Here is a 13445-nt window from a genome sequence, read left to right as displayed (position 1 = left end):
CAAAAGTGCCATGACCCCTCACCGACCCGCTTCGCTGGCCACCTCTCCCCAATGGGGAGAGGGAGGGCGAGGGACGAGCGGCCTCTGCCTCAATCCAGCTGCGCGCCGGACGCCTTCACGATCGGCGCCCATTTGGCGATTTCCTTCTTCACATGCTCGCCCAGCTCTTCCGGCGTCGAGCCGACCGAGACGGCGCTGAAATCGGCGAGGCGCGCCTGCACCTTCGGGTCGGCCAGCGCCTTGTTGGCGGCGGCGTTCAGCTTGGCGATCACGTCAGGCGGCGTGCCGGCGGGGGCGAAGACGGCGTTCCAGGTGTAGGTCTCATAGCCCGGCACCGCCTCGGCGATGGCCGGCAGGTCGGGGAAGGAGGGCGCGCGCGTGGCCGTGGTCACGCCCAGCGCCCGGAGCTTGCCGGACTTGATATGGCTGGTGGAGGAGGGGAGATTGTCGAACATGATCGGCACCTGCCCCGACAGCACGTCGACCAGCGCCGGGCCGGCGCCCTGATAGGGAATGTGCTGCATGTCGACATCAGCCATGCTCTTGAACAATTCGCCCGAGAGATGCAGCGGCGTGCCATTGCCTGACGAGGCGTAGGAATATTTGTCCGGGTCCTTCTTGAGCAGCGCGATCAGCTCCTCGGTGGTCTTGGCCGGGAAGTCCGGATTCACCACCAGAACGTTCGGCACGATGACCAGCAGCGACACCGGCGCGAAGCTGGTCACGGGGTCATAGGGCATCTTCTTGTAGAGAGTGGGATTCAGCGCGTGGGTGGCGACCGTGCCCATGAGGATGGTGTAGCCGTCCGGCGTCGCCTTGGCGACCTGCGCCGCGCCGAGATTGCCACCGGCGCCGCCCTTGTTCTCGACCACGACAGACTGACCAAGCTCGGCGCTCATCCGCTCGGCGATAAGCCGGCCGACGAGGTCGGTGGAGCCGCCGGCGGCGAAGGGAATGACCAGCGTTACCGGGCGGGTGGGAAAATCCTGCGCCAATGCGGTGCCGGCGGCGAAGACTGAGGCCATGGCGGCGGCGATGAGCGTGCGTATCATCCGGCGGTCTCCCTGTGGTCCGCGCGCCATGCGCGGGCGTGCCTCTGCGGGCTCTCGATCTATCTAGAGTGCGTCATCGCCGCGTCACGCTCAATTCGTCATGCGTCGCAGTCCGGCGTGCCACGCGGGCGCGATCTGGGCGGGCATTTGGGCATTTGGCCGGCGTTCTGCCTCTTCGCTAGGCAATGGCGCGGCGCGTGGGGTACTCTGCTCCGTACAGGGACGGCGCCGGCTTCCGGCGAGCGAGACGGGCCGGGATTCGCGGCAGGGTTGCCCCGACTGGCATATCGCTTGCGAGAGCCACCGCCTGTTCGCAGCAGCAGGGGAGCCATGCCGACGACATGAGCAAGGGCGCCGACATTGAACTCATCGACGTCACCAAGCGCTACGGCGCGGCGCTGGCGGTCGACCGCGTCTCGCTGAAGATTCCGGCCGGCACCTATTGCTGCCTGCTCGGCCCGTCCGGCTGCGGCAAGACCACGACGCTGCGGATGATGGCCGGCCATGAGAGCATCACGGAAGGCGATATCCGCCTCGGCCCGACCGTGGTGACGGACCTGCCGCCGGCTAAGCGCGGCACGGCGATGATGTTCCAGAGCTATGCGCTGTTCCCCCATCTCGACACGGTCGACAATGTCGCCTTCTCGCTGAAGATGAAGGGAGTGGACAAGGCATCGCGCCGGGCGAAAGCCATGGAGATGCTCAAGCTGGTGCAGATGGACCATCTGGCCGAACGCCGCCCGGCCCAGCTTTCCGGCGGCCAGCAGCAGCGCGTGGCGCTGGCGCGGGCGCTGATCACCGATCCGCAGGTGCTGCTGCTGGACGAGCCGCTCTCCGCCCTCGACCCCTTCCTCAAGATCAAGGTGCGGCAGGAGCTGAAGAAATTGCAGCTGCAGCTCGGCATTTCCTTCATCCACGTCACCCACAGCCAGGAGGAGGCGATGGCGCTCTCCGACCTCGTGGTGGTGATGAATGGCGGGCGGATCGAGCAGGCGGGCACGCCGCGCGAGGTGTTCAACCGCCCCGCCACCGCTTTTGTCGCCCGCTTCATGGGGGACCATAATGTGATCGCCGGGCGCGTGACCGCGATCGGTGCCGAGGACGTGACCTTCGAGGTGCCGGGTGGGGCCTCCTTCCGGGCGCCGGCCGGGCCGGAGCTGGCGGCGGGCCTTGAGCCGGGCGCGCCGCTGGAGATCGCCGTGCGCACCGACCGGGTGACGCTGGGCGCCGGGGCGATGCTGGGGTGCGGCCTCACCGGCCTCGTGCAGAACATCGAATATCACGGCCAGAAGGTGCAGGTGGCGCTCGCCGCCCCCGGCGTGGCGGAATTCGCCGTGCAGGTGCCAGAAACCGCCTTCTTCGCCGCGCCGCTCAACGTCGGCGACGCCGTGCCGCTCGCCTGGACGCCGCAGGACGTCCACATCCTCAAAGCCTCGCCTGCCGCCTGAATCCTCAACCGCTTCACGCCACCGCCGATAGCTCGGGAGACAGTTCATGAGCCAGAAGACCACGGATCGCACCGGCGCCAAATCCGCCAAATCCGGCAAGCCTGCGGAATCCGGCGCCGGGGTGAGCCGCCGCGGCCTGCTCAAGGGGGCGGCGGCGCTGGGCGGCCTTGCCGTCGGCGGGCAGGCCGTCACCGGCTTCCCGACCGTGTGGGCGCAGAACCCGATCACGCTGCGCCAGTTTGGCACCGGCGTGTCGAACCTCAACGCCATCGCCGAGAAGTGCAAGGCGGATCTCGGCATCACCCTGCAGATGACCGCGCTGGATTCCGACGCGGTGTCCCAGCGCGTGGTGACGCAGGCCAACTCCTTCGACATCGCCGACATCGAATACTGGATCTGCAAGAAGGTGTTCGCCGCCGGCACGCTGCAGCCGATGGATGTCAAGAAGATCAAGTATTACGACCAGATCGTGCCGATCTTCACCACCGGCAAGCTGACCCCGGAATCGCAGATCGCGCAGGGCACCGCGCCAAACACGGTCAGCTTCGTCGACGGCCCGGACTCCAAGAAGTTCGCGCCCGCCCCGACCCAGTGGATGACGCTGATCCCCACCATCTACAACGCCGACACGCTGGGCATCCGCCCCGACCTTGTCGGCCGGCCGATCAAGAACTGGAAGGACATTCTCGACCCCGCCTTCAAGGGCAAGACCTCGATCCTCAACATCCCGTCCATCGGCATCATGGACGCAGCGATGATCTGCGAGAGCGCCGGCATCGTGAAATATGCCGACAAGGGCAATATGACCAAGGCGGAGATCGACATCACCATCGATTTCCTCATCAAGACCAAGCAGGCCGGCCAGTTCCGCGCCTTCTGGAAGACCTTCGACGAGAGCGTGAACCTCATGGCCTCGGGCGAGGTGGTGATCCAGTCCATGTGGTCGCCGGCGGTGGCGGCGGTGCGCTCCAAGGGCATTCCCTGCGTCTACCAGCCGCTGGAAGAGGGCTATCGCGCCTGGGGCGGCGGCCTCGGCATCGCCAAGCATCTGAAGGGCGCGCAGCTCGATGCGGCCTATGAATACATCAACTGGTATCTCTCCGGCTGGGTCGGCGCCTATCTCAACCGGCAGGGCTATTATTCCGCCGTGCTTTCCACCGCCGAGAAAAACATGACGCCGGACGAATGGGCGTTCTGGATGCTCGGCCAGCCGGCCAAGACCGACATTCTCTCGCCCGAGGGCAAGGTGATGTACACCGCCGGCGCGGTGCGCGATGGCGGCTCGTTCAAGGAGCGCATGGGCGCGGTGGCCTGCTGGAACTCTGTCATGGACGAGGACCGCTACATGGTCCGCCGCTGGAACGAGTTCATCGCCGCGTGAGGCGCCGGCAGCGAAGGGAGCGGCTCCGGCTCCCTCTCCCCGTCGGGGAGAGGGCTGGGGTGAGGGGCCTCTCCGGGCCGCCGCATGCTCCCCTCACCCAACCCTCTCCCCGACGGGGAGAGGGCTTTCGTCCCGGACGTTCGCTCACCGGAAGCTCCGCATGACCCTGTCCCGGATCGCACCCTATCTGCAGGCGGCGCCACTCACGCTGATCCTGGCGGCGTTTCTCGTGCTGCCGATCGCCACCATCGTGATGGTGAGCTTCTGGGACTATGACTCGATCCAGATCTTCCCGGATTTCGTCTTCACCAATTACGAGGAGACGATCACCTCGCCGGTGACCTGGCGGACCTATCTCAACACGCTGAAATACACCGTCATCGTCTGGGCGGTGACGCTGCTGGTCGGGTTCTGGGTGGCGTACTACCTCGCCTTCCACATCCGCTCGGCCACCATGCAGATGGTGCTGTTCCTGGTCTGCACCATTCCGTTCCTCACCTCGAACATCATCCGCATGATCTCGTGGATCCCGTTCCTCGGCCGCAACGGGCTGCTGAACCAGAGCCTGATGACCATGGGCGTGATCGACCAGCCGCTGGAATTCCTGCTGTTCTCGGATTTCGCGGTCGTGCTGGCCATGGTGCATCTCTACACGCTGTTCATGGTCACCCCGATCTTCAACACCCTGATGCGGATCGACCGGGCGCTGATCGAGGCGGCGCGGGACGCCGGCGCCAGCGCGTTCCAGATCCTCACCAATGTGATCATTCCGCTGGCCAAGCCCGGCATCGCCATCGGCTCGATCTTTGTGGTGACGCTTGTCATGGGCGACTTCATCACCGTGCGCTTCATGTCGGGCGGGCAGTCGGCCTCGGTGGGGCTGATGATGGCGAACCAGATCGCGCTGCTGCAATACCCGGCGGCGGCGGCGAATGCGGTGATCCTGTTGGTGCTCGTCCTGCTGCTGGTCGCCGCCATTCTGCGCATCGTCAACATCCGCAAGGAGCTGTGAGATGGCGGGAATGGCGCGCGCGATGACCATCCTTCGAGGCCCGGGCGATGCCCGGGCACCTCAGGATGACGTTGACCCGGGGAGGGCAACGGCCCGTCATGCTGAGGTGCGAGCGACAGCGAGCCTCGAAGCACGCAGGCCCTCGCGGAGGATCTGCCGATGAACTCAGAAAAGCGCGGGCCCGGCTTCTACGTGCTCACCGCCTTCTTCATCCTGTTCGTGCTGTTCCTGTACGGGCCGCTCTCCACCATCTTCATCCTGTCCTTCCAGGGGCCGAATGGCGGGCTCACCTTCCCGATGAACGGGGTGTCGCTGCGCTGGTTCGAGAACCTGCTGTTCGAGCAGCAGGCGGTGGGCGATTTCGGCGGCGCCTTTTCGCGCTCGCTCATTCTCGGCCTGATGACCATGCTGACCACGGTGGTGGTCTCGCTGCTGGCCGGCCTCGCCTTCCGCCGGCGCTTTCTCGGCAGCGGGCCGCTGTTCTATCTCACCATCGCCAGCCTGATCGTGCCCTCGATCCTGATCTCGCTCGGCATCGGCCTCGCCTTCAACGTGTTCGGGCTGGAGCCGGCCTGGTATTCCTCCGGCTTCGGCGCGCATCTCACCTGGACGCTGCCCTTCGGCCTGCTCATCATGTTCGCGGTGTTCAACCGCTTCAACCCGGCCTATGAGGAAGCCGCGCGCGACCTCGGCGCCAGCCCGTGGCAGACCTTCGCCCATGTGGTGCTGCCGATCATTCTGCCGAGTCTCATCGGCGTCGGCCTGTTCGGCTTCACGCTGTCCTATGACGAGTTCGCCCGCACGCTGATGACCTCTGGCAGCTTCAACACGCTGCCGCTGGAAATCTACGGCATGACCACCAATGTCACGACGCCGGTGCTTTATGCGCTAGGCACGGTGACGACGCTGTTCTCCATGGCGGTGATCCTCATCGCCCTGGCGACCATCGCGGTGCTGCGCAAGCGCCGCGCGCGGCGCCTCGCGGGGTAAGGCACCGCGCCCGGCGACTGGCGGGGCGAGGCCGCGCCTCAGGCGATCTCGCGCGAGACGGTGCGCAGTTCCTGCGTCGCGTGTTCCACATGGCGGGTCGAGGCGGCGATGGCCGCCATGCTCCTTGTGATGGAGGCAACGCCGTGCGCGGCGTCCTGCATGCTGTGCGACATGTCCTGTGCCACCGCCGACTGTTCGTCGACGGCGGCGGCGATGCTGGTCGAGATCTCGTTGATGCCGCGGATCCGGTTGCCGATGGCGGCGAGGGCGGTCACGGCTTGCTGCGTGCGCTGCTGCACAGCGGCAATCTGCGTGGCGATTTCGTCGGTGGCGTGGGCCGTCTGGCCGGCCAGGCTCTTCACCTCTGTCGCCACGACCGAGAAGCCGCGCCCGGCCTCTCCCGCCCGCGCCGCCTCGATGGTGGCGTTCAGCGCCAGAAGATTGGTCTGGGAGGCGATCTGCTTGATCAGGTCGATAACCTGGCCGATCCGCTGCGCCGCCTCGGCGAGGGCGGAGACGACCTCGTTGGTGCGCTCGCTCTCGGAAACCGCGTCGCGGGAAATATCCAGCGCAAGGCCCAGCTGGCGGCTGATCTCGGCCACGGAGGCGGAAAGCTCCTCGGCGCCGGAGGCGACCGCATTGATGCCGGCGGCGGTCTGTTCGGTGGCCGCCGAAGCGGTGGCCGCCTGGTGGCTGGCATCGGAGATTTCCTGCGCGATGCGCTCGATATCGGTGCTCATCGAGGTCTGCGTCGCCTCCCGCCGCTGGCGCCGCATCACCTGCGCCGTGGTGTCGGTGGCGAACTTCACCACTTTGGTCAGCTGGCCGGCCGCATCGTAGACGGGGTTGTAGGACCCCTGGATCCAGACGTCCTGCCCGTTCTTGGCGATGCGGCGGAACTCGCCAGCCTGGAACGTGCCGCGCCCGAGCTCGGCCCAGAAGGTGCGATAGGCCGGCGTCTCGCGCTCCTTCGCGTCGACGAAGAGCGAATGGTGCCGGCCGCGGATCTCGTCGAGCGTGTAGCCGAGCGCGTCGAGGAAGTTCTGGTTCGCCTCCAGCACATGGCCATCCGGCGTGAACTGGATGATCGCCTGCGAGGTGCTGGCGGCGCGGATAATGCTCTCGCACTCCGCCTGCACGGTCTTCTGCCGGGTGACATCGGCGGCGAGCTTGACGACCTTGATGACCTTGCCGCCGACCATGATCGGGTTGTAGGTCGCCTGGATGAACACGATCCGGCCGTCCTTGGCGACGCGCTGGAATTCGGCCGACTTGAACGTGCCGGCGCGCAGATCCTCCCAGAAGCTGCGATAGGCGTCGCTGGCGCGCTCCTCCGCGGTCAGGAACAGGGCGTGCGGCTGGCCCGCAATGTCAGCCAGTTCGTAGCCCATCAGGCCGAGAAAATTGGCGTTCGCTGTAATGACCCGGCCGTCCGGCGTGAACTCGATCACCGCGAGGGAGCGATCAAGCGCGTTCAGGGTAAGCTGGGCGTGATTGCGCGATAAGAGGTGCATTCAACGGGCTCCGTCCGCCGTCACCGTGCGGCAGCAGCCACTTGGTAGATGTGAAGGCTTGCTCCGGGATTGCGTCGGCGTCGGCGCGGGTGAGGGCGTGGGGCCGGGCGAGGCTCGCGAGGCCCCGCGCATCCGGCGATCGGCCCCGCGCACTGATCCGCGGCGCCGGCGGGGGCGTATCGTGCCGGGCTGTCAACGCCGCTCCTGTTGCCGCGCTGCGGTTTTGCTAGGATGGCGCGACGGACCTGACCGGAAGGGTCCGCCTTTGCGCCCGCTCCGGGCGTCAACACATCGTTTTGCGGGAGCCTAACATGCGAAGCATTCTCCTCCTGTCTGCCGCGCTCTTCCTTGCCGCCGCCCCGGCCTCGGCGCAGGAAACCCCACGCTCCACCTCGATGAGCTGCGCGGCGGTGGCGGCGCTGGTGCAGGAGCGCGGCCAGGTGGTGTTCGACACCGGCGGCGGCGACCTCAGCCGCGTCGTCTCCAATCCCAGCCTGTGCATGGCCTCGGATGGCGGCGCGCCGAGCTGGATTCCCTCGCAGGACCAGAGCCAGTGCCTCGCCGGCTATCGCTGCCAGGAGCGCTCGGGCCACGGCAACTAAAGCAATTTCGGCGCGTTTCCGCCCGGAGGCGCGGGCCTAGTTCGGGCGCTGCGGCAGCGCCCGCTGGGCCTCGCCGATGGCAAGGTCGACAGTGACGGCGAACAGCGCCACCAGCACCGTGCCCTGCAGCACGAAGGCCGGGTTGTCGCCGGACAGGCCGTCGATGATCGGCGAGCCCAGCGTCAGCGCGCCGACCGTCGAGCCAATGGTCGCGGTGCCGATGCCGATCGTCACCGAGGTGCGGACGCCGGCGAGCAGGATCGGCGCCGCCAGCGGCAATTCGATCCGCCAGAGCCGCGTCCCGGGGGAAAAGCCGGTGCCATCCGCCGCCTCCAGCACGGCGGCCGGCACGCTGCGCAGCCCCGCCATGCCGGCCCCCATGACAGGCAGCACGCCGTAGAGCACCAGCGCGAAGCCGGTCGGCAGCGCGCCATAGCCAAGGCTCGGCACGGCCAGCGCCAGCACGGCCACCGGGGGAAAGGTCTGGGCGAGCGCGCCGAGCCGGTCCAGCGTCGCCGCATAGGCGCGCCCGGCCGGGCGGGTGGCGAAGAGCGCGGCGGCGAGGCCGATGGCGATGGCGATCAGGCTTGCCGCTCCCGTCAGCAGCGCGTGCGACGCGACCAGCTCGGGAAAGCTGGCCCGCGTATAGACGAGGCGGGTGCCGGCGCGGAACAGAAAGCCGAGATGCGGCGCCAGCCCGCCCATGCCGAAGGTGAGGGCGAGGAAGATCGCCCCGACCCACACCACCGGCCGTCGGGCGAGGCGCCCCGCCATCCGCATTACAGCCCTCATGCGCATGACCACCGTCTCATGACCACCGTCTCATGGCCGCCGTCTCATGGCCGGACCAGATCGGCGAGGTCCAGAACACCGGGCGCGCCATTGGCGAGGCGGCGCACCGGCAGCCGCGAACGGCCCTCCGCCACCATGCGCGCCAGCGCCGCCTCCAGCGTGGCTTCCGCGTCGATGGGTTCGCCCTCGCCCGGGGAGGGGGCGCCGGCATGCGCCCGGTCGCCGACCCGCAGCGCCTTCAGCCGGTTGAGCCCCAGCAGCGGCCCGCCGAAGAACCGCGCCACCGCGTCGGTCGCCGGCTGCGCCAGCACCTGCGCCGGGGTGCCGGTCTGCAGAAGCCGGCCCTGGTCGAGAACGGCAAGGGTGCCGCCGAGCCGGATCGCCTCCTCCACATCATGGGTGACGAGCAGGATGGTGGTGCCGGTGCGCTTCTGGATGGCCATCAGGCTGTCCTGCAGCCCGCGCCGCGTCGGCGGATCGACCGCGCCGAACGGCTCGTCCATCAGCAGCAGCTCGGGCTCGCCGGCGAGCGCCCGCGCCACCCCGACCCGCTGCTGCTGGCCGCCGGACAGTTCGTCCGGGTAGCGTCGGGCATGCAGGCCGGGCGGCAGGCCGACAAGGTCGAGCAGCTCGGCAACCCGCTGGTCGATCCGTGCCGACGGCCAGCCGAGCAGGCGCGGCACGGTGGCGATGTTGCGCTCCACCGTCCAGTGCGGGAACAGGCCGACCGACTGGATGACATAGCCCATGCGCCGGCGCAGCTCGACCGGGGGGATGTTGGTCACATCGGCCCCATCGAACCGGATGCTGCCCTCATCGGCCTCCAGCAAACGATTGGCCAGACGGAGCAAAGTGGACTTGCCGGAACCGGAGGTGCCCACCAGCGCGCACAGGCTTCCCCGCGCCACGTCGAGCGTCACGTCGTTGACGGCTCTCGCGCCGCCGAAGCTTTTGCAGATCCCCTCGAACCGGATCACGGAGCCGGCCTCCGCAGGAGGAAAAGGGCGAGCCCGCGCAAGGCGGTATCGGCGATCAGGGCGAGGGCGATGGCCGAGAGCGCGCCGAGCAGGACGAGGTCGGCGGCCGTCTGTCCGAGCCCCTGGAAGATGAAGGTGCCGAGCCCCCCGGCGCCGATCAGCGCCGCCAGAACCGCGAGGCCGATGAGCTGTACCAGCGTCAGTCGCAGCGTCTGCAGCAGGGTCGGCAAAGCGAGAGGAATCAGCGTATGGCGGACGATCTGCCCCCCCGTCATCCCCATCCCGCGAGCCGCCTCCACCACGGCGGGAGGAACCGCGGAGAGGCCGGCATGCACGCCGCGCGCGACCGGCAGCAGCCCGTAGAGCCCCAGCGCCAGGATCGCGGGAAATGGCCCGATCCCGGCGATTCCCAGCTGCCGGAGCGCCGGGAACAGCCCGGTCAGCACCGTCAGCGGCCCGATCAAAAGCGCGAACAGCGCCAGGGACGGGATGGTCTGGACGATGTTGAGCACCGCGAAGACCGGCCCGGCCCGCTGCGGCCGGCGATAGGCCAGCAGCCCGATCGCCCCTCCCGCGACCAGCGCCAGAGCGAGGCCCGCGCCGGTGAGCTGGAGATGGCGCAGCAGTTCGTCCAGATAGGCCTGTTGGCGCACGGCATATTCCCGCGCCAGCGACAAGTGCGCCAGGCGGCCGCTGGCGATGAGCGCGGCAAGGCCAAGCAGCGTGGCGAGGAGGGGCAACGCCTTGCCGGCCCGGCGGGGCTCCCGCTCGGCGCCATCGGCCAGCAGGAGCAGCCCGGCCACGAAAAGGGTCCAGAAGCCGGCGCCCAGCGACACCCGCGTCAGCCGGCCGGCGGCGACCGCCTGCTCGCTCGCGGCCATCCCCGCCAGCGCCAGCGACAGCAGCATGAGGGCGCCGGCGGCGAGGCTGATCAGCACCCGCTGCAAGCGCAGCGCCGGGCGCGCCGCAAGCAGCGCGATCACGCCAAGGATCGCCAGCAGGCTCGCGGCCCCGCCGGGCCCCGCCGCTTGCCAGAGGCTGAGGGGAGAGCCCGACAGCAGGCGGTTGGGCGCCACCACGACGAAGCCGCCCAGCAGCAGGGCCGCAAGGGCGAGGGCTGAGATGAGCAGGGGCAGGACATCGATGTCCGTGCCGGCGCGCAGGGCAGGGGCCGGCTCCCGGCCGGCCGGGATTCTCACCCGAGCAGCCCCTGCGCCTTCAGATAGCCCTCGGCGACCGCCCGGGCATCGAGCCCTTCGAGCTGCACCTGCGCGTTCAGCTGCTGCAGCACCGGCAAGGTGAGGCCGGCAAAGGCCGGAGCGAGCAGGGTGGCGATCTGCGGATAGGCGTCGAGCACCACTTTGCGGATCACCGGCGCCGGCTGATAGACCGGCTGCACCTGCTTGGTGTCCGCCATCACCTTGAGGTTGAGCGCGGCAATGGCGCCGTCGGTGCCATAGACCATGGCGGCATTGACGCCGGAGGTGCCTTCCGCCGCCGCCTTGATGGTGGCGGCGGTGTCGCCGCCCGACAGCACCAGCAACTGCCCGCCGGAAAGCGTGAAGCCATAGGCGCTCTGGAAGGCCGGCAGCGCCGCCGCGCTCTCCACGAATTCGGCCGAGGCGGCGAGCTTCACCTTGCCGTCCTTGGTCCAGCGGGCGAAGTCCTCCAGCGTCGCCAGCTTCTCGCGCGCCGCCACATCGCCGCGCACCGCGATGCCCCAGGTGTTGTCGGCCGGTGCCGGGGCGAGCCAGACGAGGCTATTGGCGGCGTCGAGGTCGCGGGCCTTCTCATAGGCGGCCTTGGCATTCTTCCAAACCGGATCGTCCGCCATGGCGAAGAAGAAGCCGGCATTGCCGGTATATTCGGGGTAGATGTCGATCTCTCCCGCCAGCAGCGCCGTGCGGACGATCTTGGTCGGGCCGAGCTGCAGACGCCGCGTCAGCGGGATGCCGGCATGTTCCAGCACCAGCGCGATGATGTTGCCGAGCACCGCGCCCTCGGTGTCGATCTTGGAACTGACGACCACGGGGGCGGCGGCATGCGCAAGCGCCGCCGGCACAAGGCTCGCGATGGCGGCGGTTGCCAGCAGGCGGCGACGGCTGATGGATGCGACCATGGAGTCCCCCGGTGTGGATGGTGTCGAGATGCTGCCGACAAAAGCCGGCGCGGGCCCGATTGTTCCACCATCCGCACCGCGGGCAAGCTGAAAAGGCCTCAGCCCTTCATCTTCTGCAGCGCCTGGGCGCAACCGACCGACATTTCCTTGCCGTGCGCCTTGAGGCACTGGATGATCTTGCCGCCACCGGGGGGCACGTTGGGGCACAGCCGTGCCACGTCCGCCTTGCAGTATTTGGCGAGGTCGTTCTGCTGCGCCTGCGCGGCGCTGCCGGCCGCAAGGGCCACGAACATCGACAGTCCCATGATGATAGCGCGCATGTGGGGCTTCCTTCCCTGAGTGGATCTTCTTCGTTTCTCAGCTGCCACCATAGTCGTTCCGCGCGCCGGGGTGGATGGCGAAGTTTGGGCGGTTCGGCTTCGCGTCCTGCGTGCGTCAGGCCGAGCAAACAGCACGAGGAAACACTTGGCCACCTGGGGCGTTCTCCTCCCGCCCCCCGTGCGGGACGAGCCCGCCCGATCCTCCAGCCTCGCCGGATCATCACACATGCGCGCCGAGCCTGCCGCCCGCCTTCGCATCGGCTATCACGCCTCGCACGAACAGTTCGCCCCGAGCGCGCTGCTCGGCTGCGTGCAGGCGGCGGAACAGGCAGGCTTCGACGCGGCCATGTGCTCGGACCATTTTGCCCCCTGGAGCGCGCGCCAGCCGCATTCCGGCTTCGCCTGGAGCTGGCTCGGCGCCGCCCTGGCGACGACTGCGCTGCCCTTCGGCGTCGTCACCACCCCGATCGGCCGGCGCTACCACCCGGTCATCACCGCCCAGGCGGCCGCCACGCTGGCGGAGATGTTCCCCGAGCGGTTCTGGATGGCGCTGGGTTCCGGCGAGGCGCTGAATGAGCGCGTGACCGGCGCGCGCTGGCCGGCCAAGGCGGAGCGCGATGCGCGCCTGATGGAGGCGGTCGACATCATGCGGGCGCTGTTCGCCGGCGAGACGGTGAGCCGGCGGGGCGGGCTGATCGATGTCGAGGAAGCGCGGCTTTATACGCGGCCGAAGGTGCCCCCGCTCTTCATCGCCGCCGCGCTGACGCCGGAGACGGCGCGTCGCGCGGGCGGATGGGCAGATGGTCTCATCACCATCAACCAGCCACTGGACCGGCTGCGGGCGATCATTGAGGCCTTCCGCGACGGCGGCGGCGAGGGCAAGCCGTTGTCCCTGCAGGTCCATCTCTCCTATGCCGACACGCTGGAACAGGCCAGCGCCAACGCGCTGGACCAATGGCGCTTCAACACGCTCTCCTCCTCGGTCGCGGCGGAGCTGAAGCTGCCCGAGCAGTTCGACGCCGCCACCCGCCACGTGCGGGCGGAGGACCTCGAGGACAGCATCCTGATCTCCAGCGATACCGGCTGGCATGCCGCGCGGCTGGCCGAATTTGTCGAACTCGGCTTCCGCGACATCTACCTTCACAATGTCGGGCTAAACCAGCGGGCGTTCATCGAAACGTTCGGTGCCCTCGTGCTTCCCCAGCTGCGGGGCGGGGCCTGACCAAACCTTCAGGAGG

13 protein-coding genes are annotated in these 13445 nt (G+C 68.5%); 6 read left to right on the top strand and 7 right to left on the bottom strand.

Annotation, left to right across the window (positions count from 1 at the left end; genetic code table 11):
- Window positions 1-89: 89 nt before the first annotated feature.
- On the bottom strand, window positions 90-1052 hold the full coding sequence (locus J2S76_RS19350) for a Bug family tripartite tricarboxylate transporter substrate binding protein (RefSeq protein WP_307063138.1): 963 nt from the start codon (window positions 1050-1052) through the stop codon (window positions 90-92).
- Between the two features lie 341 nt (window positions 1053-1393).
- Here J2S76_RS19350 and J2S76_RS19345 point away from each other — a divergent pair, with 341 nt between their 5' ends.
- From J2S76_RS19345 to J2S76_RS19330, 4 genes are all read left to right on the top strand, one after another.
- Window positions 1394-2500 carry an ABC transporter ATP-binding protein gene (locus J2S76_RS19345; RefSeq protein ID WP_307063136.1) on the top strand — a complete coding sequence of 369 codons (1107 nt, stop codon included), beginning with the start codon at window positions 1394-1396 and terminating at the stop codon, window positions 2498-2500.
- A gap of 46 nt (window positions 2501-2546) precedes the next feature.
- Window positions 2547-3881 (top strand): ABC transporter substrate-binding protein, encoded by a 1335-nt coding sequence (locus J2S76_RS19340; RefSeq protein ID WP_307063134.1) that lies wholly within the window; start codon window positions 2547-2549, stop codon window positions 3879-3881.
- A 160-nt stretch (window positions 3882-4041) separates the two neighbouring features.
- Window positions 4042-4893 carry an ABC transporter permease gene (locus J2S76_RS19335; protein ID WP_307063132.1) on the top strand — a complete coding sequence of 284 codons (852 nt, stop codon included), beginning with the start codon at window positions 4042-4044 and terminating at the stop codon, window positions 4891-4893.
- Between the two features lie 159 nt (window positions 4894-5052).
- Window positions 5053-5883, top strand: a complete 831-nt coding sequence (locus J2S76_RS19330; protein WP_307063130.1) for an ABC transporter permease — start codon at window positions 5053-5055, stop codon at window positions 5881-5883.
- Between the two features lie 38 nt (window positions 5884-5921).
- Here the strand turns inward: J2S76_RS19330 and J2S76_RS19325 are convergent, their stop codons facing one another.
- Window positions 5922-7397: a methyl-accepting chemotaxis protein gene (locus J2S76_RS19325; RefSeq protein WP_307063128.1), complete on the bottom strand. Its 1476-nt coding sequence runs from the start codon at window positions 7395-7397 to the stop codon at window positions 5922-5924.
- Window positions 7398-7708: 311 nt separating this feature from the next.
- Between J2S76_RS19325 and J2S76_RS19320 the strand changes: the two genes are divergently transcribed.
- On the top strand, window positions 7709-7999 hold the full coding sequence (locus tag J2S76_RS19320) for a hypothetical protein (protein WP_307063126.1): 291 nt from the start codon (window positions 7709-7711) through the stop codon (window positions 7997-7999).
- Between the two features lie 36 nt (window positions 8000-8035).
- Here J2S76_RS19320 and J2S76_RS19315 read toward each other — a convergent pair whose 3' ends face one another.
- The 5 genes from J2S76_RS19315 to J2S76_RS19295 all read right to left on the bottom strand — a co-directional run bounded on the left by J2S76_RS19315 (window position 8036) and on the right by J2S76_RS19295 (window position 12207).
- The gene (locus tag J2S76_RS19315) at window positions 8036-8797 is read right to left on the bottom strand and encodes an ABC transporter permease (protein WP_307063124.1); all 762 of its coding nucleotides are present in this window, start codon (window positions 8795-8797) and stop codon (window positions 8036-8038) included.
- Window positions 8798-8835: 38 nt separating this feature from the next.
- Window positions 8836-9768 (bottom strand): ABC transporter ATP-binding protein, encoded by a 933-nt coding sequence (locus tag J2S76_RS19310; protein ID WP_307063122.1) that lies wholly within the window; start codon window positions 9766-9768, stop codon window positions 8836-8838.
- Window positions 9765-10967 (bottom strand): ABC transporter permease, encoded by a 1203-nt coding sequence (locus tag J2S76_RS19305; RefSeq protein WP_307063119.1) that lies wholly within the window; start codon window positions 10965-10967, stop codon window positions 9765-9767. The genes J2S76_RS19310 and J2S76_RS19305 overlap by 4 nt, the downstream gene beginning before the upstream one ends.
- Complete coding sequence (gene osmF / locus J2S76_RS19300) at window positions 10964-11887, bottom strand: glycine betaine ABC transporter substrate-binding protein OsmF (RefSeq protein WP_307063117.1); 924 nt, start codon at window positions 11885-11887, stop codon at window positions 10964-10966. The genes J2S76_RS19305 and osmF overlap by 4 nt, the downstream gene beginning before the upstream one ends.
- 98 nt (window positions 11888-11985) lie before the next feature.
- Complete coding sequence (locus J2S76_RS19295; protein WP_307063115.1) at window positions 11986-12207, bottom strand: cysteine rich repeat-containing protein; 222 nt, start codon at window positions 12205-12207, stop codon at window positions 11986-11988.
- A gap of 226 nt (window positions 12208-12433) precedes the next feature.
- On the opposite strand from J2S76_RS19295, the gene J2S76_RS19290 reads away from it, so the two are divergent.
- Complete coding sequence (locus J2S76_RS19290) at window positions 12434-13429, top strand: TIGR03885 family FMN-dependent LLM class oxidoreductase (protein WP_307063114.1); 996 nt, start codon at window positions 12434-12436, stop codon at window positions 13427-13429.
- The last annotated feature ends 16 nt before the right edge of the window (window positions 13430-13445 follow it).

Source organism: Ancylobacter vacuolatus (genome assembly GCF_030813595.1).
GTDB classification, from domain to species: domain Bacteria; phylum Pseudomonadota; class Alphaproteobacteria; order Rhizobiales; family Xanthobacteraceae; genus Ancylobacter; species Ancylobacter vacuolatus.
This window is presented reverse-complemented; position numbering and strand designations above follow the sequence as displayed.